The 24,874-nt window shown below is 45.3% G+C and carries 18 protein-coding genes; 12 read left to right on the top strand and 6 right to left on the bottom strand.

Annotation, left to right across the window (positions count from 1 at the left end):
- Window positions 1-265: 265 nt before the first annotated feature.
- On the bottom strand, window positions 266-2,332 hold the full coding sequence (locus tag AABK40_RS16490; RefSeq protein ID WP_338398192.1) for a helix-turn-helix transcriptional regulator: 2,067 nt from the start codon (window positions 2,330-2,332) through the stop codon (window positions 266-268).
- A 281-nt stretch (window positions 2,333-2,613) separates the two neighbouring features.
- Here AABK40_RS16490 and AABK40_RS16485 point away from each other — a divergent pair, with 281 nt between their 5' ends.
- Entirely contained in the window at window positions 2,614-4,260 is a 1,647-nt protein-coding gene (locus AABK40_RS16485; RefSeq protein WP_332922005.1) for an AMP-binding protein, read from the top strand.
- Between the two features lie 130 nt (window positions 4,261-4,390).
- Here AABK40_RS16485 and AABK40_RS16480 read toward each other — a convergent pair whose 3' ends face one another.
- Complete coding sequence (locus AABK40_RS16480) at window positions 4,391-6,109, bottom strand: ATP-binding protein (RefSeq protein WP_338398191.1); 1,719 nt, start codon at window positions 6,107-6,109, stop codon at window positions 4,391-4,393.
- Between the two features lie 621 nt (window positions 6,110-6,730).
- Here AABK40_RS16480 and AABK40_RS16475 point away from each other — a divergent pair.
- The 6 genes from AABK40_RS16475 to AABK40_RS16450 are packed head-to-tail and all read left to right on the top strand — an operon-like array spanning window position 6,731 to window position 11,917.
- Window positions 6,731-7,525, top strand: coding sequence for a Rossmann-fold NAD(P)-binding domain-containing protein (locus AABK40_RS16475; RefSeq protein ID WP_338398190.1), 795 nt, complete (start codon window positions 6,731-6,733; stop codon window positions 7,523-7,525).
- Window positions 7,526-7,554: 29 nt separating this feature from the next.
- A complete protein-coding gene (locus tag AABK40_RS16470; RefSeq protein ID WP_338398189.1) occupies window positions 7,555-8,226 on the top strand; it encodes a nitroreductase family protein in 672 nt (223 codons plus the stop codon).
- Window positions 8,219-8,926: a Dph6-related ATP pyrophosphatase gene (locus AABK40_RS16465; protein ID WP_338398188.1), complete on the top strand. Its 708-nt coding sequence runs from the start codon at window positions 8,219-8,221 to the stop codon at window positions 8,924-8,926. The genes AABK40_RS16470 and AABK40_RS16465 overlap by 8 nt, the downstream gene beginning before the upstream one ends.
- Before the next feature lie 4 nt (window positions 8,927-8,930).
- Window positions 8,931-9,701 (top strand): 5'-methylthioadenosine/adenosylhomocysteine nucleosidase, encoded by a 771-nt coding sequence (locus AABK40_RS16460; RefSeq protein WP_338398187.1) that lies wholly within the window; start codon window positions 8,931-8,933, stop codon window positions 9,699-9,701.
- A 48-nt stretch (window positions 9,702-9,749) separates the two neighbouring features.
- Window positions 9,750-11,306: a DNA recombination protein RmuC gene (locus AABK40_RS16455; RefSeq protein WP_338398186.1), complete on the top strand. Its 1,557-nt coding sequence runs from the start codon at window positions 9,750-9,752 to the stop codon at window positions 11,304-11,306.
- Window positions 11,307-11,356: 50 nt separating this feature from the next.
- On the top strand, window positions 11,357-11,917 hold the full coding sequence (locus AABK40_RS16450; protein ID WP_332922014.1) for an NUDIX hydrolase: 561 nt from the start codon (window positions 11,357-11,359) through the stop codon (window positions 11,915-11,917).
- Window positions 11,918-12,016: 99 nt separating this feature from the next.
- Here AABK40_RS16450 and AABK40_RS16445 read toward each other — a convergent pair whose 3' ends face one another.
- The 3 genes from AABK40_RS16445 to AABK40_RS16435 form a co-directional block, all read right to left on the bottom strand.
- The gene (locus tag AABK40_RS16445; protein ID WP_338398185.1) at window positions 12,017-12,481 is read right to left on the bottom strand and encodes a GNAT family N-acetyltransferase; all 465 of its coding nucleotides are present in this window, start codon (window positions 12,479-12,481) and stop codon (window positions 12,017-12,019) included.
- A gap of 224 nt (window positions 12,482-12,705) precedes the next feature.
- Window positions 12,706-13,293, bottom strand: coding sequence for a DUF4202 domain-containing protein (locus AABK40_RS16440; protein ID WP_332922016.1), 588 nt, complete (start codon window positions 13,291-13,293; stop codon window positions 12,706-12,708).
- Between the two features lie 102 nt (window positions 13,294-13,395).
- Complete coding sequence (locus AABK40_RS16435; RefSeq protein WP_338398184.1) at window positions 13,396-14,262, bottom strand: zinc-dependent peptidase; 867 nt, start codon at window positions 14,260-14,262, stop codon at window positions 13,396-13,398.
- Window positions 14,263-14,742: 480 nt separating this feature from the next.
- Here AABK40_RS16435 and AABK40_RS16430 point away from each other — a divergent pair, with 480 nt between their 5' ends.
- Window positions 14,743-15,618 (top strand): alpha/beta hydrolase, encoded by an 876-nt coding sequence (locus AABK40_RS16430; protein WP_338398183.1) that lies wholly within the window; start codon window positions 14,743-14,745, stop codon window positions 15,616-15,618.
- A 775-nt stretch (window positions 15,619-16,393) separates the two neighbouring features.
- Complete coding sequence (locus AABK40_RS16425; RefSeq protein WP_338398182.1) at window positions 16,394-16,741, top strand: hypothetical protein; 348 nt, start codon at window positions 16,394-16,396, stop codon at window positions 16,739-16,741.
- Window positions 16,742-16,886: 145 nt separating this feature from the next.
- On the opposite strand, the gene mscL is transcribed toward AABK40_RS16425, so the two are convergent.
- Window positions 16,887-17,363: a large conductance mechanosensitive channel protein MscL gene (gene mscL, locus AABK40_RS16420; protein WP_332922020.1), complete on the bottom strand. Its 477-nt coding sequence runs from the start codon at window positions 17,361-17,363 to the stop codon at window positions 16,887-16,889.
- Between the two features lie 215 nt (window positions 17,364-17,578).
- On the opposite strand from mscL, the gene AABK40_RS16415 reads away from it, so the two are divergent.
- The 3 genes from AABK40_RS16415 to AABK40_RS16405 all read left to right on the top strand — a co-directional run bounded on the left by AABK40_RS16415 (window position 17,579) and on the right by AABK40_RS16405 (window position 24,517).
- Window positions 17,579-19,810 carry a heavy metal translocating P-type ATPase gene (locus AABK40_RS16415; protein ID WP_338398181.1) on the top strand — a complete coding sequence of 744 codons (2,232 nt, stop codon included), beginning with the start codon at window positions 17,579-17,581 and terminating at the stop codon, window positions 19,808-19,810.
- 96 nt (window positions 19,811-19,906) lie between these two features.
- Window positions 19,907-20,314, top strand: a complete 408-nt coding sequence (locus AABK40_RS16410; protein WP_332922022.1) for an HYC_CC_PP family protein — start codon at window positions 19,907-19,909, stop codon at window positions 20,312-20,314.
- 372 nt (window positions 20,315-20,686) lie between these two features.
- Complete coding sequence (locus AABK40_RS16405; RefSeq protein ID WP_338398180.1) at window positions 20,687-24,517, top strand: efflux RND transporter permease subunit; 3,831 nt, start codon at window positions 20,687-20,689, stop codon at window positions 24,515-24,517.
- The last annotated feature ends 357 nt before the right edge of the window (window positions 24,518-24,874 follow it).

The raw sequence follows: 24,874 nt of genomic DNA, 5'->3' as shown, positions 1-24,874 counted from the left end.
AACGAAAATTTGGCGTATTGTAGAAGCGATCAATCATTCAAAATCAATTCCAGTTATCCGAACTTGCGCTCGAATGGAGCGCCTTTAAACACGCTCTTAATAAAAATCCTTCCCCACATTGCTGCTGTCGGGAAGGATTGATGTTAAGCGTTTATCGAAAGGTTACGATCAGCTGTAATCGGGAGAGAAACTCATCCAACCTACGCCGACCACAAACCCTGTTATCTTTAATTTTTACTGTTCAGCAACGGAACAGCCCCTATGATCAATAGGAGTTTTTCTTATTTTTTTTGCGGTACTCCTCGGGGCTCATCCCGAAGTAGTATTTGAAATTGGAAGAGAAATAAGCGCCAGAAGTAAAGCCTACCCTGTGCCCGATGGTCTCCACATTCTGATTGGTTTCCAGCAGTAAACGAACAGCCTCGTCAAGCTTGCGCTTACGAATATAATCATTGGGTTTCAGGTGTGTGCGCTGCTTGAGGTTACGGAAGAATATCCGTCGTTCCATCCCCAGGGCCATCATCACGTGATTTTGATTTAAATCTGGCTTCTCCAGATTTTCGAAAATCACCCCATCCACTTTTTTAAGAAATTCATCTTCAACAGTTCTTAAATAGGCGGGTGTTTCATCCTCTTTTTCAATAGCCGCTTGCAGCTTCATTTTCTTGCGGATGCGGTAAATCGAATAGCCACCTCCAAGCACAATAAACAGAATAATGACAATAAAAATAATGACGGTTCGGCCAATAGGGAACTTCCAGGGCAATTCCACGTGCATGGTTTCCGACCACTGATTTGGCCCGAGGCTTGCTTTCCATTCCACATGTTCCATATGGCGAAACTCTGTATCCGCTACCAGCTTCCATTTCCGTCCTTCGTGGTATTGCCAGTTGGCCGTAGAATCATGTCGCCAGGCGATAAAATCCCACACCTTGGGCATCAGGCTCTGTGCATGTAAAAACAGGTCGAATTCCTCATCGTCGGGCAAAGTGGACTGATATAAAAACACCGGCATGGTCGGGAAGGTTTGCGGCAAAATCACCACCTGCCCATCGGCGTAGTTCAATGCCCATTGATTTTTCACTTTACCAAGCTGATAATCTTCCTTCAGCTGCCCATAGTCAAAAACAATTTTAGCAGAAGGATCAATCAAATAAAGTTGTGCGCCATTATTTGCCCAAAGCATGCCTTTATTAAGACCAATCAATTGCCAGTGTGCTGCAGCCGGCTTTTTGGGCGTCTGCCCCTCCAGCACCTCCAATTCTTCCTCCAGGCTGTGGTGTTCTTTTTCCAACAGTCCACGGTTCACCTCAAGGACGGAGTCGTCCACCAAAAGTTGGCCATGTTTCACCTGCCAGCGCTCACCGCCAAGGGTCAGAACTTTGGAGGCATCAACCGGGTGAAAATTCACCGCTTCAGCTTTCAGTTTCTGTAACTTACAATCCTTGGTAAAATCCACCATAAGGCCCTCATCGGTTGCTAGGGCAAACCAGTGCCCTTTCGCAACATAAATCAATGGGTTGGCCGAGGGGCTATCAAAAATTGGTTTGATATGATCGTTCGCATCGATCTGGTAAATTCTTTCGCCTTGGGTCTGAAAATAGAACTTGCCATCTTCACTGAAAACCCTGCTCGGCACTTCAGCTAATTTGCCAAAATCCTTTTCAAGGTCGCCCGTAACATCAGAAATCAATTTCAGGTGTCCGTCTTTGGTCAGCCAGATGCCGTCCTGTGTTACCCCGCAAAACTGATGCCCCCAGAAAGGCTGTGCGAATTCCACTTGCGTCATGGTTTTATCAGCAACATTCACACTGATCATAAAAAAAGCACCATTGGGCTGTATGCCCAAAAATTTGCTGCCACCAATCTTATGCAGTTCATAATCCTGAAGCGCTCCCGCAGCACCTATAGCTTCTGTTTTACCCTTTTTAAAATACCAGAGCGAGCCTTCCCCTTCGAGCATTAAACCCTGCTGCAAAGGAAAAATCTTCGACAGGCGTTCATTCACTATCGGCTTTGTAGCAAAAGTTCCCCCTTGTGCCTTCAGCTTAAACAAACCCGCACTACTGCTGGCATAAAGTACACTATCAGCATTATATAACTGACTGAATTTGGCCTCTTCCGCTACTGTCTGCCATTTGCCCTGATTCAGGAATAGTATTTTTCCTTGTCCATTAATTGCCATGATTCCGCCATGATACGGAAACATCTGCTTCAGGCTGGTAGTACCTTCGGGATAAGTGTACAAGAATCCGTCGGCAGTATTTGCCCATGCTCCCTGCGCACACAGGAACATTAAAAACGCTGAAAAAAACAGGTTAAGTCGTCTCATCAAAATCATTTATTAGCTGCTACTTCTGCTATTATTTCGTATAACTCCACAAATTAAGTCTTCGGAAGAAGAAACTCGAACTTTAAAGGAAATTATTCTTCGACAAAATTAATTTTTATATTTTACACACCAAACATTGTACTTTACCGATGGTTTAAGCATTAATATCAACGCTTTTAAGGAAAAAGAAATTTTGTTTGATATTTTCGCGGTCGCTTAATTTTTCACACAAACGATCAAGCGCACCTTATCAGATTTTATAATATTTATATAAATTTATTTTGAAGACACTTGTATCTTTAATACAACAATCCATTCAGGAGTGTTGGGAACTGCCAGCTTTGTCCAACTATAAAGGAGATAACTATACCTTTGGTGCAATTGCTATCGCCATCAAACAACAGCATTACCTCTTTGAAACATTGGGTGTTGAAAAAGGAGATAAAGTGGCTTTAATGGGAAAAAACTCCGCCAAATGGGCCATCAGCTATTTGGCTGCCGTTACCTATGGTGCAGTGATCGTCCCTATATTGCCGGATTTTAAAGTAGAAGACGCCACCAGAATTGTGCATCATTCCGATGCCAAAGTATTGATCATCGAAAAGTTCATTTTTGAGCAAATGGAGGTGGAAGGAATGCCCCTTTTGCAGGCAGTAATGGATGTGGCGGACTTCAACCCTTTATATCAGAAAACAGAAATACTGGACCTTGGGGCGCTTCCTGCCGAAAAAATGCTACAGGATTTCCCGCTCGGCTACCATGCCGCTGATGTTCAGTATGCCGAAACACAGCCAGACGATTTGGCGGTGATCAGCTACACTTCAGGAACGACGGGCTTTTCCAAAGGGGTCATGATTCCCCACCGAAGCCTGACAGGCAATGTGGTTTTTGCTCGGGAAAACATGCCCCTCGAACGCGGCAACAAAATCATGTCTTTCCTGCCTTTGGCGCACACCTATGGCTGTGCTTTTGAGTTTCTTTTTCCTTTTACCCGAGGTTGCCACATCACCTTTCTGACAAAAACCCCCGCACCAAAAATCATTATGATGGCCTTTGCGGAGGTCAAACCTCACTTGATTCTGTCCGTGCCATTGGTAATTGAAAAAATCTACAAAAGTCAGATATTGCCTGCCCTCGAGGATTCAAAAACCAAGATGATGCTCAAGGTTCCCCTGCTCAATAAGCTGGTGCATAAAAAGATCCGAGAAAAACTGACACAGGTTTTCGGCGGAAATTTCAAAGAGCTTATTATTGGTGGCGCGGCCTTCAATGCGGAAGCGGAAGCTTTCTTCAAAGAAATTAAATTCCCTTTCACCGTAGGTTACGGCATGACCGAATGTGGCCCACTGATTGGCTATGCCTCCTGGAACAATACAGTACTTGGTGGTTCTGGCCGACCTGTAGATGCCCTTGAGGTGAAGATCGACAGCGAAAACCCAAGGGAAGTGGTTGGCGAAATTCTGTGTCGTGGTGGCCACGTGATGCAAGGTTACTATAAAAATCCAGAAGCCACCGCCGACACCATCGACAAAGACGGTTGGCTGCATACAGGCGATCTGGGGATTATGGACGAGCAAGGCAACATCCTGATTAAAGGAAGAAGCAAAAGCCTGATTTTAGGCCCTTCGGGAAAAAATATCTACCCAGAAGAGCTTGAATCTTTACTGATGAACCTGCCCTATGTTGGCGAAGCCTTGGTGGTTGACCGTTCGGGAAAACTCTGTGCCCTGATCTATCCTGATTATGTAGAAACAGAAAAAGCGAACCTGAGCATTCCACAAATTCATGATATTTATAAAGAACACCTTAAGGTGGTCAATACCAAAGTGCCCAAATATATGCAGCTGAAAATGGTGGAAGTTCAGCAGGAAGCCTTTGAGAAAACCCCAAAGAAAAATATTAAACGCTTTTTGTATCAAAGTAAATAAAGCTCCATCATAATAAAAAAACAACAGACGATCAGTGATGCATAATTCCCATCGCTGACCGTCTGTTAATTTGATCTTTAGGGGCCATTAATTCATTGATTTTTTTAGATTTGTAAATGCTGGGCAGCGGTTACTCCTCAATCAGAACCGGACTCAGTGGCAGGTGGATCGTGAAAACACTGCCCACTCCTTCTTCAGAAAACACACTGATATGTCCATGGTGTTTTTCCACAAACTCTTTACACACACTCAGCCCCAAGCCAGAGCCTTTAATATTCTCGGCATTTTTTCCCCTGAAAAAAGGATTGAAAAGATTTTTCTGATCCTCTATAGAAATGCCAATCCCTTTATCCCGGATAACGATCAGCAACTCATCATTATCCGTCTCCAAAGATAACCTAATGGGCGCTTCCTTCGAGGAATACTTGATCGCATTGGTCACCATATTGGTAATGGATTGCTCGATCATCTTATAGTCGAAAGTCATCAAAAGGCTATTCTCCAAACAATTCTCAAACTCCAGATGGCGTCCCTGAACGCTAAGCTGCTCCAACAAATCCGCCATAAAACTCTTCACCTCATACTGCTTGGGATTGAAAGGAAAGTTCCACAAATCCAAGTCCTTAAAAGCTAAAATCTGATCCACAAAATTGACGAGCTGATCCACCGATCCGTTGATCCGACCATTCATTCTCTGAAGCTGATTATTGGTCAGTTGTTCCCCTGAAATCAACAGCTGATGCATCAGGTCTACCGACGAACGAATGACGGTAAGTGGCGTTCTGAACTGGTGGGAAATGGTCAGGATAAAATTCTCCCGAACCTTTCGCATTTGTTGCTCCTGATCAAGGGTATTTTTAAGCGTCTGCATAATTCGGTGACGGATACTGATGTCCTGAACAATGGAATCGATATGGGTTACCGACCCGTTTGCCGAAAAAGTAGGGGTATCTTTGATGTGCAGGCGGATGGTTTTTCCATCGGCACAAAACACCTCGAGCTCATAATTAAAGGGATGACCAGCCTTCATTTGAGACTGCCGATGACTAAACATCTTTTTGTTTTCTTCAGACGACCAGAATATCTCCTCATATTTTTCCTTGAAATCCGCTTGATTGAAGCCCAGCAGCTGCACGACCGAAGGGCTGACATAATCTACCTGCCCATCAATAGATTCACTTTTCAGGAAATATTCATCGCGGATACTGTCAATCAAATTTTTGTATTTCTTGCTTTCCCGCTCCCGTAATTCATTCGACGACGCAAGTGCTTCTCTTTGTTCTTCGTAATGTTTCCTGAAGATAAAACCAACCACAAAAATCAGGATCATCGCGAACATATTGGTCATAAAGAAATCAAGCTCCCGCAACTCATCCGTTTCATAAGGAATAATTATCGCACTCATTTGCTCATCGAAAAAGAACAATAACCACATGACGATGATATTGGTAGCAAACCACTTAAAATGGTACTTTCTGCCCATCAAATAGGTAACCACCACAAAAATAATAATGAAATTTAAGCTGCTCGGCCCCGTTTTCCCTCCAGAAACCACCCACATGGCCACGTTGGAGAGCACTCCCCAAAAGCTAAAGAAAATCACACCTTCCTGGTAAAAATCAGAACTTATTCGAGACAACACATAAATTTGTGCTACAAATATGGTTACCATCAACATGGTATAGACCAGCACCGGAGGGAATATTGGAGTCGTGAGCACAAACACACTATAAGATGCATAAACAATAAAGCCCACGAAAAGCCCTATGTTCAACACTCGGTGTTCAAATGCAAAAGATGGCCCCCCCGATAATAGCCTGTGCAGTTTATCCAAATAGGATTTGATCATACTCCCTAATTAACTTTTTATATAATATATTACTAAACTCATATTTACAGGGTCGAAAAATTCAAACCAATAATGGTAAATTTTTATTAAAGCGCCTTTTTTCTTTTCAACAGCTGCTGATCATTCCTTACAGCGAAATACGATGGAAATAACCCTCAAATGTCATTTCATCCTAAGATTTAAGAGTGGGTTTCAGCACTTACCGCCTTACTGCAAATTTTCATATTTGAACATCCGCTAAGTGCCTAAGGCTGCGAAAAACATCAAAAACCAACATCAAAATCTGTCGCAGGACTCCGTCGTGGGGCAAACCTATCGACTTAAATATTGAGCACAAAAGGGACGATCGCGATAGATTATGGCCATGAAAACGGCGGCTCATTTTTATCAATATTATGCTGACCGAAATACACGGCGATCCTAATTTTACAGCGGGGCAACATTTACGTGCGGAGCCCCCAAAAGAAGCACGATGATGCCCTCATTTACAATGGCTGCTATCCGGTTGATGAAGGCTAAATATCTGTTGAAAACGCTGGAATCAGTGGGCAATAAAAAAACAAGTATTATTTATGAGTTGCAGCATTATTGCTTTTTGGGCTGATTTTGTAACTTCATCCCATGACATCAGACAAACTTCAAATTGGAATTATTGGCTGTGGATGGTTTGGGCTTCCGCTCGGCAGTTTTTTGACCAATGCGGGCACACAAATTATCGGAACGACCACCCAACAGCAAAAGCTCAGCCTGCTGAAAGATAAGGGCATCGATGCCTTTCAGTATCGCATCGGACTTGATCCCCTGCCTGCAGCATTCAAGGCCTGTGATCTGGTCGTGGTCAATATTCCCCCAAGGCGCCAAAAGCGGGAAGCGATGGACTATTTGGAGGCCATCCACCAACTCAAAGATGACTTGCTGAAAGCGGAAATCAATCAGGTAATTTTTATCAGTACCACAGGAGTTTATAACGATTCGCCCACTGCAGTCACCGAAAACGATCTTCCCGATCAGCCTGAAAATCACTTTCATGAAGCGGAACTGATCTTCAAAAAGCATTTCAGCAAGGTGAATATTCTCCGTTTTGCAGGGCTTTTTGGCGGCGACCGAAAAGCAGGACGATTCCTCGCTGGCAAAGAAAACCTGGAGGACAAGGTCATCAATATGTTGCACCTTGACGATGCCATAGGCTTCACCCAAAGGCTGATCCACCAACCACAGCCCAATGAAGATTTCAATGTCTGCTGCCCAGAACACCCTTTGCGCAGTGAATTTTATACACAGGCGGCGAAAAAAAATGGGCTGAAACCACCGACCTTCGCCTCAATGGCCGACCGCCAAAAAATGATTTCACCCCAAAAAGGCATCACGCAACTGGGCTATACCTACATTTATAAAAACCCTTTGGAGGCACTTTAAAAGCCTGAAGGCCGATCAATAACAATGCTATGAACACTGAATCCGATAAATTTATCCCATATACAGCGCCTGTGCTTGATGAACAGCAAAGCTTAAAGGCTGCTGCCGATTATTTTGAAAAAATCAACCAGCGCCGAAGTTTGCGGGAATTTTCCGATCGCCCTGTGGCGCGGGAGGTTATCGAAAATATCCTTAAAGCCGCCAACTGTGCGCCAAGTGGGGCTCACAAACAGCCTTGGACTTTCTGCGTGATCAGTGATCCCACACTGAAGCAAAAAATCAGGGAAGCCGCAGAAAAAGAAGAGTACGAAAATTACCATGGCCGAATGAGCGAAGCCTGGCTCAAGGATCTCGAAGCTTTTGAAACCGACTGGCACAAACCATTCCTGACCACTGTGCCCTACCTGATCATTGTTTTCAAAAAGCCTTACGACCTGATCGAAGGACAGAAACATAAAAATTACTATGTGAATGAATCCGTTGGGCTTGCCTGTGGATTTTTAATCAATGCCATTCATGAAGCAGGGCTGGCAACACTCACCCATACGCCGAGCCCCATGAATTTTTTGCATAAAATTCTTGAACGCCCTGAAAACGAAAAGCCCTACCTGCTCCTGCCTGTGGGCTACCCTGCCGATGAGGCCAAAGTCCCGAATCTTCACCGAAAAAATTTATCGGAAATCAGTATTTGGTATGAATAAGAAAACCTATCTCAACTGGAGCGGAGGCAAAGATGCCGCCATGGCATTGTACAAACACCGCGCAACGGGCAATGCCCCGGTAACTAAACTTCTGACCACCATCTCGCAGGAACAAAGGCGCATTACCATGCATGGCGTTGCCGAGGCACTGCTCGATGCTCAGGCTGAAGCCCTCGGCTTGCCCGTACAAAAAGTGGCGCTGCCTGCATCGGAAAATCTTGAGCAATACAATAAGGTTATGGCCGAGGCCATGCAGCAGCTCAAGCAGGAAGGTTTTGAGCGGGCTGTATTTGGGGATATTTTTCTGGAAGATTTAAGAAAATACCGCGAGGAACAACTTGAGCAACAGGCCATCAGGGGCGTATTCCCTTTGTGGAAACTCAACACCAAAAAGCTCCTTCAGCATTTTATCAATCTGGGCTTCAAGGCCGTTGTGGTTTGTACCAATGCCCGCCTGCTTGGGGAGGAATTTGTCGGAAAAGTGATTGATCAGCAATGGATCGACCGCCTGCCCGACAATGTGGATCCTTGTGGAGAAAATGGAGAATTTCATACCTTTGTTTTCGATGGACCGATTTTCAGTGCCCCCATCCCGATAGTCATTGGGGAAAATCACCTGCACCATTATCCCCAAAAAGAAGGAGATACCTGGGATGCTGATTACTGGTTCTGTGAATTGAGCTTAAAAAATAATCCCTAAAAAATTGACGATAAAAGTATTTAAACCCGCACTCATTGGCCTGCTCCTCTGTGTTTTTTGCAGTACCATCACCAAGGCACAGGTCGCCATCCTCGGCGCCATGGACAAGGAAATCACCGACTTAAAGTCACAGATGAGCATTTCCGACTCTACCCTGATCGCTGGGCAGTGGTTCTATCAGGGTACCATCGCCGATAAGCCCATTATCCTTACCAAATCAGGGGTTGGGAAGGTCAATGCGGCCCTAACGGCTACCCTGCTGTTAGATCATTTCAAGGCGGAATCGCTTTGGTTTACAGGTATTGCTGGAGCTGCCAATCCTCACTATAAACTGCTCGATGTTGTTGTTTCTGAATCCCTGCTCCAGCATGATTTCGATGCACGCCCCTTTGATGCCCAGCCCGCTCTCGTGCCATCAAGCGACAAAAATGGCTATTTTCATGCCGACCCACAACTTGTCACGCAAGCCTTTCGGGCAGCACAGCAGGTGGTTGGAAAAGCGCATGCACACTGCGGAATTATTGTTACTGGCGATCAGTTTATTGCCGATCACCAGAAGGTTGAGCAGCTGCGAAAAGACTTTCGTGCCGACGCCATTGAAATGGAAGGAGCCGCAGTGGCACAGGTGGCTCACCGCCTGGGCAAGCCTTTTGTGATTATCCGCAGTATCTCGGATCAGGCAGATGGAGAGGCAGAAATGACCTACCCACAAATGGCCAAAAATGCTGCCGCCCATGCCATGAAAATCATTGTCAGAATGCTCGAACAAAAGTAATATGCCACGCCTTCAACTACTGATTCTCTCACTTTAAAAACCACCCCTATGGATCTTCTCTTTGCTATACTTACCGGACTCATCTGCCTGGCCCTCGGTTACCTGCTGGCACAGTTGCGGGGCAAACAGCAGCAACAAAATGTTGCCCTGAGTGCTCAGGAAAATCATCAGCTGAAATCTCGACTGGAAGAAGTCCGTCAGCAGTTCAACAATGCCCAGCAACAGGCAATGCAGGCGGGCCAATCCCTTGCCGAGCACAAGTCTGACCTCAAGAATCTTCATGCACAACTCGCCGAGCAGCAAAATCGCTTTGACAGCCTGAACGATGATTTCCATGAAGTTTCCGGGCGCAGCACACAACTTGAAAAATTGCTCGCCACGGAAGAAGCTCAACGAAAAGCCATGGCTGAAGACGCCAAGCGGCAACAACTCAGGGAAGAATCCCTCGGCCAACAACTGAATGCCCTTCAGCAAAAAAATGAAAACCTGATGGAAGCCCTGAAAACGCAGGAGGCCAACAATCGGGGGCTGCAGGAAAAGCTTCAGCAGCAGAAAGGGGAAATCGAAGACCTCCACCGAAAATTCAAGACAGAATTTGAATTGGTGGCGCAAAAAATCCTGGAAGAAAAAACCGCCAGGTTCACCGATCATAACAAAGAGCAACTGGCGCAGATTTTACAGCCTCTCGGTCAAAATATCGACAAGTTTCAGGCAAGGGTAAATGAGGTGTATGACAAAGAAGCCAAAGAACGTTTTTCATTGGCAGAAAAGGTCCGTGAACTCGCAGCGCTGAACCACAAAATCAGTACCGAAGCCCACAACCTGACCAAGGCGCTTAAAGGGGAAGTTAAAACCCAGGGACGCTGGGGAGAGATTATCCTGGAGCGGATTCTGGAGCAGTCAGGGCTGAGAAAAGGCACTGAATATTTTATGGAACAGGAGCTGAAAGATGAACAGGGAAAACACCTGCGGTCTGATATTGAGGACAAAAAAATGCGTCCCGATGCCGTAATTCATTATCCCGATGAACGGCACGTGATCATCGATTCCAAAGTGTCGCTCAACGCCTATACCCGCCATATTGAGGCCGAAGAAGATCGCATCAAAATTCAGGAACTTGATGCCCACGTTCAGGCGATAAAAAATCATATCACCGCCCTGAGCAGTAAGGGGTATGACGATTACAATAAAGCACTCGATTTCGTGATCATGTTTGTCCCCAACGAAGCGGCCTATATTGCGGCGATCAAACACGAACCACAGCTGTGGGAATATGCTTATGAACGCAGAATTATGCTCATGAACCCCACCAATCTGATCACTTCCCTCAAGCTGATCAACGACCTGTGGAAACGGGAATATCAGAACAAAAATGCACAGGAGATTGCCGAGCAAGGCGCCAAACTGTACGACAAATTTGTGCTTTTTACCGAAAACCTTGAAAAGGTGGGCAGCAGCATTCAGCGGGCACAAGAGCAATACGATACCGCCTACAAGCAACTTTCCACTGGAAATAATAATCTGGTGAAACAAACACAAAAACTCAAATCCCTCGGACTGAAAACCAAAAAAGAACTTCAGCCAGGTTTATTGGACCAACACTGATCCAGCATTGATTCAAAAAAACGGCCATTTGGTCAAAAAAATACAGCAGAATGAAATATAAAATCTTAGCGGAAAAGCCCGTCTTTGATCAGTTTTTCAAGATCAATAAAGCCACCATTGAACACGACCAGTTTGACGGATCAAAAGTAACCATTGAGCGGCTATGTTTTGAAAGAGGCGACGCCGTGGCCGTCGTGATTTATGAGCAAGATACCGACAGCCTGCTGTTCACCAACCAGTTTCGCTACCCCTCCACCAAAGAAGGTGATGGCTGGGTTTTGGAACTGACCGCAGGGATGCTTGAGGGCGAAGAAGATGCCGCCATGCGGGTAAAAAAAGAGGTGGAAGAGGAGATTGGCTACCGTCTGAATTCGCCAAAATTTATCAGCTCATTTTTCGTATCTCCAGGAGGTACCTCGGAGCGGATTTTTCTTTACTATGCTGAAGTTTCAAGCACCGACAAACTTTATGAAGGCGGTGGCCTGAAAGCGGAAAAAGAGGACATTCAACTGGTGAAAATCAAGCGACAGGAAGTAAAGCAGCTCCTGCAAAACAACCAGATCCGAGATGCCAAGACCATCATTGGACTTCAATGGTTTTTGATGCGCTAACCCCCAGAAAAAAGCCCTGGCAAATTGCTGCTGCCAGGGCCTTTACATTTTTATGGAAACCGAATCTCTGATTGATTATTAACCCGTATTATTCAAGCTTCAGTCGTCATTTAGCGATCCCGATGAATTGCTCCACTCATAAAAATTACAGCTTTCATTTAATTCAAAGCCCTCCTTGGGGTAAAGGCTATTTCCTATTAAATTTGACTTGTCAGTTTCTAAGGACATTCCGCAAGCTCCCGTTTCCTTTACCAGCTTTTTTGCCCGCGCAATCAGTCCTATCGAAATCCCTTTTCCTCTATGGTTAGGGTGTACAAAAAGATCATTAAGTAGCCAGAATTTTTTCATTTTAGTAGAGGAAAATAAAGGATACAATTGTACAAACCCCACCAATTTATGGTCAACTTCTGCTACAAATATTTCAGCATCATTACGCTCAATCCTTTCCTTCAAAAATGCTTTGGCACCTTGAAGATTAGACTCTTTACGATAAAACACCCTGTAGCTATCAAACAATTCAGCAACTTTATTTAGATCTTTTTCAGTAGCTTTTCTATAAATCATTTTATACTGATCCTATTATTGAAATTCTGTATTGTCTGTCGGCAACTACCACAACCACCCTGCTTATAAATAAATATCCGTTAATGCATATCACTTAGGGAACACCATTAAGCTGGGCTATCGATTATTTTTCACCTATCGGTACGGACGTCGCATGCACCGTCCTTACGGCGGTAGAAATCATGTTTTTTATTGGGGTGATGGCATATTTTCGACAGGCTATGCTAAAGTGCTTTTTTCACCAAATCAAGTGCCTCAGCAGAGAAAGGGATTGTCAATGCCATCTCCTGCCCTTTGGCCGACATTTTATGCCATGTTTTTTGAATGATACTGACCATTTTTTCTTCCTCGATATCTGCGGCAGCATAAAAATCCGCCAAATAATTTTCAAGAAAAACCAGGCAAATCACATCTTCATAAGTCTGACAATCAGCATCTCTTTTGATGTGTTTTTTCTCCATAATTTTCCTGACTGCCTGTTTCTGCGCCTCACCAAATCCCGCCTGATCCATCATTTGGTGGGTAAGTTGCAGGTGGTGCTGAATCAAGTCCGTACGCCATTTCAAATATCCCTTTCTCCCTTCTGGATAGTCGGTCCGTGGGCTTTCCCAGCGCCCAACATGATTGGCCCTAACGGCAATTTGCAGCTCAGCGGCAGGCGAGGTTTCCATCTTGAAAAGCCAAGCGGTCATTCGTTGCGAATACAGTAATTCTTCGGTCAGTTCCTCCCCATTGCTGTTGATGGTTTTCGGGTCCTGCCTGTTTTTTTCATCGATCAGATTTAATACTTGCTGAAGTTGATCCTGTGACATTTTAAAAAAGTGAATAAGGTTATAGATTGATTATGCTTACAACCTAATCATAAAAATATTCAATTTTGAGCGGAAAGGCTGAAAATTTATGGCTCGTGGCCCCTAAGCACAGCAACGCTTGTATTTCTGCCCACTTCCACACGGACAAGGGGCATTTCTGCCTATTTCCATTCGGCGGAGTACCTGCTCGCGTTCGGCCATATCATGTTCGAAAATCTCTTCGAGCAAAGCGTAAAGCTGAGGGTGCTTGCGTTGCATGCTTTTGGGGTTTTCAAAAAAATGCTCACTCGCCACCGCAAAAAACTCTGCCTCATTCGTACCACCGTAGGCATTAATGTCCGACGAACGCTCATGAATCTCCTTAATTTTTGTTTTCATCAGGTCGATCCACGGAATCGTATATTGCCGCTCAAGCAACATCGAAGGTACCCCATCGATCACACCATCCATTTTATCCACCAAATGCACAAATTCATGAATGGCCGTGTTTCTTTTGTCTTTTTCATTGGCGAAACCATCATGCAGGGCCCTTTTTGAAAGAATCATTTTTCCTTCCATATAGCCTGTTCCTACCATGCCCAGAATATTACGCCCCTCCCCTTCAGTGGCAAAATTCTTATCGAAATGATCAGGATAAATGATCACCTCGAAGAGATTATCATAACGCCAATCAGCAAATTTAAATATGGGAATTACTGCGCTTGCCGCTACCAGCAGCTTGTCCACTTTATCAATCTCAACACGGACACCCGTAATTTTATGGTTCAGAATAAATTCTTCCACTTTCCATTCAAAGTGTTCCTGTTCCTCAGCCGTCAGACCATTATAAAAAGCGACTTTCTCCTGAAGGATTTTCCTCCACTTAGTCGGGAAATACCCATCTGGCGACTGCCAAGAGCTTTTTCGAAGGTATCCATAATACGCTAAACACAAAGCAGCCACCATGGCAAAAAAAATAAATAAACCCATTTTTATTCAATTATTGGATTATAAAAAACAAGAAAAATGACTGTAAAAGGATTAAATATTCAGGTGATACCCAATTGATTCAACAGGGATCGAAATCAGGAAAAGAAGACACCAACTGTTATGCACGCTGAAACTACAGGCGTCTATTCACTGAAAAATAACCTCATCACTTCCACTAATCTATTGATAAAATAAATATGTATGATTGAATCGTAACTTCACTAATATATTGAAATGATCATTGAAATACGCTTCTGTCCAACAACTATTTTATCCGATTCAAATTCACACAGGCTAAACCTTTGACTTATAATGAGTAAATATTTTATATTTATTCAGATTTTATTTATATTCATTAATACCGAATAAGCTTCTTTTTCAAAATATGTAACAAATACATCTTCACAAAGAGCCGATTCACGATTATACTGGCGCGTCTGCTCCCTAATCAAAACACCTTCAACCTTTATACCTTTCCTCATGAGAACTGCCCTGAAAATATTTGCTTCAGCCACCTTGTTTCTTTTACTTTCTACCCTTGGCGTAGGTGTTTACTTTTACCAAACCAACCCGAGAATTCGTGCCATGGTAGAAAATGATGAGTCGGTACTGTATTATTTTCCTTCAAAGGCCATGCAGCCTATGGATGATCTGCCCCACAAAACCACCTGCCTGACGGTGGACGACTCCCTGAAAATATATACCTATCAGTTTGAGCCTTCCACGCCAAAAAAAGCCAACATCTTTTTTATTCATGGCGCGGGAGGTAATGTATCGACTGCTCAATACCTGATTCGGCCATTGATAGAAAATGGCTTTGGAGTATATGTGGTAGATTGGCGAGGATATGGAAAATCCAACGGCAAGCCCAGCTACCGTGGGGTGATGAAAGATACCGAGGCGGGTTTTGCTCACTTCATTGGCAGCGTTAAACCTGAGCAACTTAAAACCATTGTTTACGGTTGTTCTCTCGGAGGGCAACTGGCGGTCAAAATCACCAAAGATCATCAGCAAGAGGTGGATGCGTTGGTGCTCGACGGTGCTGTGGAATCCGCTCAGCGGCTTGCGATGGCGTACGCGCCCGTTAGCATATTGAAAGCCCAGATTGAAAAGTCGCCAGAAAAATTCAATCAGGAATATGTGGCCGTACGAGATATCGCCATGATCAAAGCTATTCCCAAATTAATTATTCACAGTAAAAATGACCAGCAGGTGCCTTTGAGTCATGGTGAAAACCTCTTCAATGCCGCCTATGAACCCAAAAATTTATGGGTAACAGAAACAGCCCATATTCAGACCCTGAAAGTCTTGACTCCCGAGGCCATCGACAGGATTGAGGCATTGATAAAGGAATAAGTGATCTTTATTGCGCATGCTGTCAAAAATAGCTTATCAAAATGGGATTAATCATCACCGACCATGTCAATGTCATATAAGTTAAGGATTTTAGGTGGTGCTATCTGAATTTGAAATGCATGTAGAGATGTTATTCTTAACGACTCACATGACAATTTGAATAATTCAAGGCGAAAAAGAAGCTTATAGTTACAGGCATACCATCAACATTGTCCCTCCGCTGATCAACATTTTCAAATAACTTCATTTTCTATCCCCCACCACAGAAAAGTTCAAGAACAAAGCCCTCCACGGAAAGGGTCAGCATTAAAACAATAATTCCTTCAGGTGCTCGAATAATTAATAATCATCCATTTCATTGCAATAACCCTCCGCCAAGCAACACCCTATTCACGGTATTTTTAATTCAGCAACCCCAAGATTAAGAAGTCATCAGGAGGACGCCCCACGATGGTGGTTCCGTGTGAATTGACAATTACACAATTTTGAGCCTGCAAAAGCCCCTTAATTTTGAAACTCGCAAAATCGACCTCCAGCACTTCTAAATTTAACATTGGGCAACCGCAATCAAGGCTTTTGATAATGAAATATACTTTTTCGGGAAGTTGGCAAGATGCACCTGTTTTTTTAGGCCATTTTGAAAATCTCGTAATCCGACCTGCCGCAGGAGCCTATCAGGTCAATTAAAAAGATCATAATCATATGAATTTAATAAAAATAGCCCCGTACATTTGTAATGTAATCAATTAGCAAATAACACAAATCAATTACAACGATGAAAAAATTCTTATCTATTGCCTTCGCCCTATTATTGACAGCATCTTTCGCTTTTGCAGGTACCAACGACAATGAAGCTGCTAAAGGAAAATCTTTCTTCCGAGTGATCTCTAACTCGAATGCTGAAACTTACAAAGTGTTATACATGGCTAACATGGACTCTAAAGTAGTGGTATCACTATATAATGAAGCAGGTTCATTGGTTGCAAAAACAGCTGTAAAAGACAAAGACAACTTCATGAAACCATTCCGTTTCGAGCGTATGCCTAAAGGGACTTACACTGTAGTTGTAAAGGATGGTTTTGGCGTAACCCGCAAAACTTTCGAGCACAACCCATCACACTAATTGATTCATCGGCGAAGGTTGACGCAAGGGCAATGATGTATTGCCCTCGGCGATTCAACCCGATGAATCATCAGTGAAAAATTCTTAAAAAACCCTCGATCGTCGAGGAGCCATAATGCCTTTTCAAGGGCATTTTTTTTTGTCCCTACTTTTCTGAAGGACCTGACTTTTGGTCTCCATCAGGGCGTTGAGCCTTCTGTAATTTGAGCTGTTCTTGCAGTAAATCACTGATCTCACTGAGCAATTCAATATTCTTGGGTGTTTTAACCGTGCCATCTTTAGGATCATCAGATTGGTTCCTAAAGGCATTCATCACCTTAACCACAAAAAAGACACTCAGCCCGATAATCATAAAGTGGATCCCCGCATCAATCAGCTTTCCATAACCAATCGCGATCTCGGTAATTTTTGAGCCATCCGCTGCTTTCCCCGCCTCTCGCAGCACCACCTCATACTCACTCCAGTCAATTCCTTCCGTAATGTACGACAAAGGGGGAAGCATAATTTCCTTTACCAGCACATCCACCACCTTATTGAATGCCTGCCCGATAATTACCCCAATGGCGATATCAATCATATTGCCCTTAATCGCAAACTCCTTAAACTCCTTCAGTAAACCCATCGCTCTCTATTGCTATTAATGCCTACACTACCAATTATCCCCCCCTTTTGTTGCTCCTTTTCATTAATACCCCCAGTCGATTTAATGCCTAAAAAAAATCATGAAGCCCCCAATTAGTGGTATCTTCAGCAAAATCTTATAAACCAAAAGCAAAATTCCATAACACAAAACCGATCTGCCCGACCGACCTTTGTAATACACAAAACAACCATCCCATGAAAAGCAATGCACTCACCGAAACGCCCCTCAGATATCAGCAATTTCCTGTAAAAGGCATGAGCTGCGCCTCTTGTGCCGCTCAGGTAAGCAAGGCTTTACAGGCCGTTGCAGGGGTTAAAGAAGCACAAGTCAATTTGGCCACCCATCAGGTGCAAGTCAGTATGGAAGCACCTATCGGAGAAAAAACTTTGCAGGAAGCCGTTCAACGGGCAGGCTTTGAATTATTGCTTGAAATAGAAGACCCCACTGCTGAAAGGGAAAAGCTGCAAAATCAAAAATTACAGCAACTGAAAAGCCAAAGTCTCTGGGCCATGATTTTCACCCTTCCTGTTGTCATTATCGGCATGTTATTCATGGATTGGGAGGCTGGCCGATGGCTCTCAATGCTTTTGTCGGTACCTGTTTTAGGGATTTTCGGACGCTCATTTTATATCAATGCCTGGCAACACGCCAAACATGGAAATGCCAATATGGACACCCTTGTGGCCCTGAGTACAGGCATTGCCTTTGGCTTCAGTGTTTTTAATACTTTAAATCCTGCCTTTTGGCTCCAAAGAGGCATGGAACCGCATGTTTATTTTGAAGCCTCCACAGTGATCATCACCTTTATTTCCTTCGGAAGGTGGCTCGAACAGCGGGCAAAGTCAAAAACCAATAGCGCCATTCAAAAACTGATGGGCATGCAGGCCAAATTTGTCAAAGTGAAAATGGCACAGGAGTTTGTGGAAATCCCTATTCATGAAGTACAGGCAGGCATGGAGGTACTCGTGCACCCTGCCGAGCGTATTCCTGTGGATGGGCAGGTGATCAAGGGGCACTCTTTTGTGGAAGAAAGTATGCTCACGGGAGAGCCTGTTGCGGTCGAAAAAAATGCGGGCGACAAGCTGTTTGCGGGAACGATAAACCAAAAAGGAATATTACACTTCCAGGCTGAAAAAGTAGGAAAAGACAGCCTCCTCGGACAAATGATTGAGCGCGTACAGCAGGCACAGGGCTCACAGGCTCCCGTCCAAAAATTGGCCGATAAAATTGCCAGTATCTTTGTGCCGACCATCCTCTTTTTATCTGTGCTGACTTTTGCCCTGTGGCTGTTTTTTGGCGGTATGGCCTTTTTCCCACAGGCAATGATGTCGGCGGTAACGGTTTTGGTTATTGCCTGCCCCTGTGCTTTGGGGCTTGCCACACCCACGGCCATCATGGTGGGCGTAGGCAAGGGAGCTGAAGAAAATATCCTGATTAAAGATGCCGAAAGCCTTGAAATTGCCCATCGTGTCGATACGGTAGTGCTCGACAAAACAGGAACCCTCACCGAAGGTCAGCCTGCGGTAGTGCATCAGTTTTGGGCGGATAAAAGTAAGGCAGATATCCTCGAACAAATAGAAAAATCTTCGGAACACCCTTTGGCTTCTGCAGTACTTAAAGCACTTCCCAAAACTACGCCAGCCGATGAAATCCCACCACTGAAAACCTTCGAAAGCCTCACGGGGCAAGGGGTTCGTGCCCAAATTCAGGATCAGAAATGGTATTGGGTAGGCAACCTCAGCCTGGTGGCTTCACAATATCAGCAACTTCCCGAAACCGTACAGACACAGGCTGAACAGTGGCAGGAGCTTGGACATACGGTCGTTTATTTTGCTGACGATCACCAGATCCTGAGCATCTTTGCCATTCAGGATCAACTCAAACCTCAGGCATCATCAGCGATCAGCAACCTGAAAAAAGCAGGCATTACGCCTTATATGCTCACGGGCGATCACCCAACAACAGCCAAACACATGGCTTCACAGGCGGGTATCGATCATTATAAGGGGGGCGTACTCCCTTCGGAAAAAGCCGCCTTTATCCGCCAGCTACAGGCCGAAGGGAAAATTGTGGCCATGGTAGGCGATGGCATCAATGACGCCGAAGCACTCGCCACTGCCGACATCTCTATGGCGATGGGACAGGGGACGGATATTGCTATGGAAGTGGCCAAAATCACCCTGATGACCAACGACCTCCACGCTATTCTTCGTGCCTTCCGATTGTCAAAAATGACCGTCAGGGGAATTCATCAAAACCTGTTCTGGGCATTTATTTATAACCTGATCGGTATTCCGCTGGCCATGGGTGTCCTCTACCCTTTCAATGGTTTTCTGCTGAATCCCATGATTGCGGGGCTGGCGATGGGACTGAGTTCCGTTTCGGTGGTCAGTAACAGTTTACGCCTCAAAAAACAGCCCCTGTAAATCAAGAGGTTTTAAGCTGATGCTGATTCAATTTTTCAGCAAAAAAAATCATCCACTATTCCAATAAAACACAAAACATTGTAATTTACAGCTCAAATGGCGAAACGCATCTCACATATTATCCTATCTATGCTCGTGTTGCTCTCGACGATCGGTATCGTCGTGGACAAGCATTATATGGGTAATCATTTGATGAGCGTTGCCTTTTATCAAAAAGCACCATCCTGTTGCCCGATGCCTACGGAGCATTCCGAAAAAAATCACGGCTGTCGCAATGAGATGAGTGTACAAAAAATTCAGGATGTCTTTCAACGGCTGGATTTCCATTTTGACTTCATCGCTCCACAGGCGATCAACTCCCACGATATTTTCTTGCAGGCATGGCAATTGCTCTGCGCCTTAATGGCGGAGCATCACCGTGCGCCCGAAAATATTTTTCGGGAAGCCCCACCGTCGCCCGACGGTCAGGCGCTCCGGCTGAGCATTCAGTCGTTTATTTGTTAGACCTGCCCCCGACTAAAGTCAGGGGTCATTGCGGTATGTTCATGCCTTTTTAGTTCAAGCGTCCCGCTTGGACTAAAGACATCGTGATGAAATTTTTGTGCCTATCGGTACGGACGTTGCATGCAACGTCCCTACATCGAGCAATCAAATTCTGTTTGACAACTGTACGGGCTGACCTATGTGTCTGCCCAAATCAATTCTGAATCGGATAAAATTTGGATACACACAGAGGTGTATCCGTACAGCGTTCCATCCCCTGCCCCTAATAATACTTATAGTTCAAGCGTCCCGCTTGGACTGATCATTCTAAGCAAGCACGGTTCAAAAAAGTCCAAGCGAGACGCTTGAACCAATACGGTCTATCAAAAAATCATGATCAAATTCTTTCTACATAACCGCCTCGTGACGGTCTTGTTGATGCTCGCCCTTGTGGTTTGGGGGATCATCACGGCGCCTTTTGGCTGGAAAATCGGTGGGCTCCCCTCCGATCCGGTGGCTATTGATGCCATTCCCGACATCGGGGAAAATCAACAAATTGTTTTTACCGAATGGCCGGGGCATTCTCCTCAGGACATTGAGGATCAGGTCTCGTATCCGCTGACGACTTACTTGCTTGGCTTGCCGGGCGTTAAGTCGGTGCGTTCGTCTTCTGTCTTCGGCTTTTCAAGTATCTATGTTATTTTCAAAGAGGACGTCGAGTTTTACTGGTCGCGCTCGCGGATCCTCGAAAAATTAAATGCCCTTCCTGCGGGTTTGTTGCCTGCGGGGGTGAGCCCGACATTGGGCCCTGATGCGACGGCATTGGGTCAGGTGTTTTGGTACACAATTGAAGGGCGCGACCAAAACAATCAGCCGACGGGCGGATGGAGCCTTCAGGACATTCGTTCGGCACAGGACTTTTTGGTCAAGTATGGGCTGAACGCTGTCGAAGGGGTGGCAGAAGTTGCTTCGATCGGTGGGTATGTCAAGGAGTATCAGGTGGATGTTGATCCCGATGCCTTGAATGCTTATCACCTGTCGCTTTCGCAAGTGATGAAGGCCGTTCAGCAATCCAATAAAGATGTTGGGGCGAAGACGGTCGAGATCAATCAGGTGGAATATTTGATCCGTGGGCTTGGGCTGATCAAAAGCACTAAAGACATTGAAGAAGCGGTGGTGGCTGTTCAGAACAATGTACCGGTTCGGGTAAAGGATGTGGCGCATGTGAAGCTGGGTCCTGCGAACCGTCGCGGACTGTTGGACAAAGACGGCGCCGAGGCAGTCGGTGGAGTGGTCGTTGCCCGTTATGGTGCCAACCCTTTGCAGGTGATTAATAAACTAAAGGAAAAAATCAAACAGATGGCGCCGGGCATGCCTGAAAAAACATTGAAGGACGGGCGGGTGAGCAAGCTGACGATCGTTCCGTTTTATGATCGCTCGACCCTGATCCACGAAACCCTCGGCACTTTGCGCGAAGCCTTGAGCATGGAGGTTTTAATTTCTATTTTGGTGGTGATCGTGATGGTGATCAACCTGCGGGCCTCCTTGCTGATCTCAAGTCTGTTGCCGATTGCGGTGCTGTCGGTCTTTATCGTGATGCGCTATGCGGGCGTGGACGCCAACATTGTGGCGCTGTCGGGCATTGCCATTGCGATCGGGACGATGGTCGATCTGGGGATTGTCATGTCGGAGAATATTATCAAACATCTCGACGAAGCGCCTCCCGAACAGAAATTAATTGACACGATATATATAGGTGCAAAAGAAGTCGGCAGTGCGATCATTACGGCAGTGGCGACGACGATCGTCAGCTTCGTGCCAGTCTTTACCATGCAAGCCTCCGAGGGCAAACTGTTTCGTCCGCTCGCCTTCACCAAATCCTTTGCGCTTTTGTCCGCCCTGGTGGTGTCTTTGTTGATTTTGCCAACGCTCGCCTATTGGTTTTTCGGTTGGAAAATTCGCAGTGAACGCATGAAATTGTTTTTGGGCATCGGAGGGATTGTCACGGGCTTGGTGTTGCTGACTTTTCGCCAATGGTTCGGTGGCTGGATGCTTTTCTTCTATGGATTGATCCCGCTTTACCAAAAATTTATCGCCCCGAAAGTCCCTCAAAATAAGTGGACCCAATGGACCAATCATCTCGAAGCCATCATTAGTATCATCGGGGTGGTGTCGCTGTTGGCGAAATATTGGATGCCTTTGGGGGCGAACGAAAGTTTGTGGCGGAATTTCATTTTCGTTGCGCTGATCGTCGGGCTGATTCTGTTCTTGTTCTATCTGTTGGAGGTCAATTACAAACGGATGTTGCTATGGTGTTTGAACAATAAAATCAAATTCCTGAGCGTTCCAATTTTCGTGATCTTCTTCGGGCTACTGATCTGGCAGGGATTCAATGCGACCTTCTCATGGTTTGCCAAACCAATGGAAACGATTAGCTGGTCGGTTCGTTCGACAGCCCTTTGGAAAGATTTGTCAGACGAATTTCCGGGTACAGGCAAGGAGTTCATGCCTTCGCTGAACGAAGGAAGCTTTTTGTTGATGCCTACTTCGATGCCTCATTCGGGCGTAAGTTACAACCGAAAAGTGGTTGGGCAGTTGGATAAACTATTGACCAATATTCCTGAGGTCGATATGACCGTCGGGAAGATGGGGCGTGTGAATTCAGCTTTGGACCCTGCACCGATCTCCATGTTTGAGAATGTGATCAATTACAAACCCGAGTTCATGACCGATGCCTATGGCGAGCGCCTGCGCTTCAAAGTGGATGAGGAAAACAAATTCATCACTACCGACGGGCGACACCTTTCCAATGCCGAAGGTTTGAAGGCCAAGCTGAAGCAAAGCGATTTGATTGAAAATCAAGACGGAAGGCTGTACCGCAACTGGCGCAAGGAAATCAAAAGTCCTGATGATATTTGGAAGCAAATTGCCAAGGTATCGAAAATTCCTGGGGTAACTTCTGCGCCCAAACTTCAACCGATCGAAACGAGACTGGTGATGTTGCAAACGGGGATGCGTGCACCGATGGGCATCAAAGTATTTGGTCCCGACCTGCCGACCATTCAGGATTTCGGGATCAAACTCGAAGATATTCTAAAGCAGGTGCCTTCAGTAAAAAAGGAAGCCGTCTTTGCCGATCGGATTGTGGGCAAGCCCTACTTGCTAATCAAACCTAATCGGGAACAAATTGCCCGCTATGGTTTGTCGATGGAGGCTATTCAGAAAATGATCGCCACCACGGTCGGGGGCATGCAGATGACCACCACCATTGAGGGGCGTGAGCGTTATGCCGTTCGGGTGCGCTACCCTCGTGAGCTTCGCGACAATCCCGAAGCGATCGGAAAGATTTTGATCTCCACCCCAACGGGTGCACAGATCCCTTTGCGACAGCTCGCCGAGATTGCTTATGAAAGAGGTCCGCAGGCGATCAAGAGTGAAAATACTTTCTTGTTGGGCTATGTTTTGTTTGATAAAATGCCTCAACATTCTGAGGTAGAAGTAGTCAATGATGCACAAAAAGCCATTGAGCAGGCGATTGATGCGGGGCGTTTGAAAGTTCCTGCAGGCGTCAGCTATCAGTTCTCGGGAAGCTATGAAAATCAGGTGCGCGCCGAACAACGACTGGCAGTGATCATGCCCATCGTCCTGTTGATTATCTTCCTGATTTTATATTTCCAATTCAAATCTGTTGGCACTTCGCTGATGGTTTTCTGCGGAATATCAATGGCCTTCAGTGGTGGCTTCCTGATGCTTTGGCTCTATGGACAATCATGGTTTGCCGACTTTTCTTTCATGGGCGTAAACATGCGGGAGCTGTTTCAGATGCACACCATTAACCTGAGTGTGGCCGTTTGGGTCGGCTTCATCGCCCTCTTCGGTATCGCCACCGACGATGGGGTTTTGATTGCCACCTATCTGGATCAAAGTTTTAAAAAATATTCCCCCGAAAATAAAATGGAAATCCGTCAGGCGGTCGTCAAGGCTGGTCAGCGACGCATCAAGCCTGCGATCATGACTTCCGCCACAACGATCATTGCGCTCTTGCCTGTACTGACCTCCACCGGTCGGGGCTCGGACATCATGATCCCAATGGCGATTCCTTCGTTTGGGGGCATGCTGGTGGCTTCGATTACTTTTTTCATTGTGCCCGTGCTGTATTGTTGGCGCGCTGAATGGCAATTGAAAAAGAAAAATGATGGTTCAATGGAAGATTTAGGATCATGAAATTTAATGTGAAAAAATATTTTAGTCCAAGCGAGACGCTTGAACTAAAAACCACCTCTGGTTCAAGCGTCCCGCTTGGATCAAAAAATTATATACACTGTAAGGATAGACCTATGTGTCTATCCAAATCTCTCTGGAATAAGGTAGGGCTTGGGCACACACATAGGTGCGCCCGTACAGTAAGCAAAACTCAAACTCTGAAAAAAATTGATCCAAGCGAGACGCTTGAACCAAAAAGGGCCTCTACAGCGAACAAGGGGATTCAACTCAAAGAGTATAAAAAAATCTGTGGAAATCTGCGTAATCTGTGGACAATAAAACAAGTTCCTCTTTACACCTTTCTCCTTTTCCTTCCAC

Origin of the sequence: Persicobacter psychrovividus (assembly GCF_036492425.1) — a bacterium.
Taxonomy (GTDB): domain Bacteria; phylum Bacteroidota; class Bacteroidia; order Cytophagales; family Cyclobacteriaceae; genus Persicobacter; species Persicobacter psychrovividus.
The sequence above is the reverse complement of the archived record's forward strand: the minus strand, read 5'-3'. Positions and strand labels throughout refer to the sequence as shown.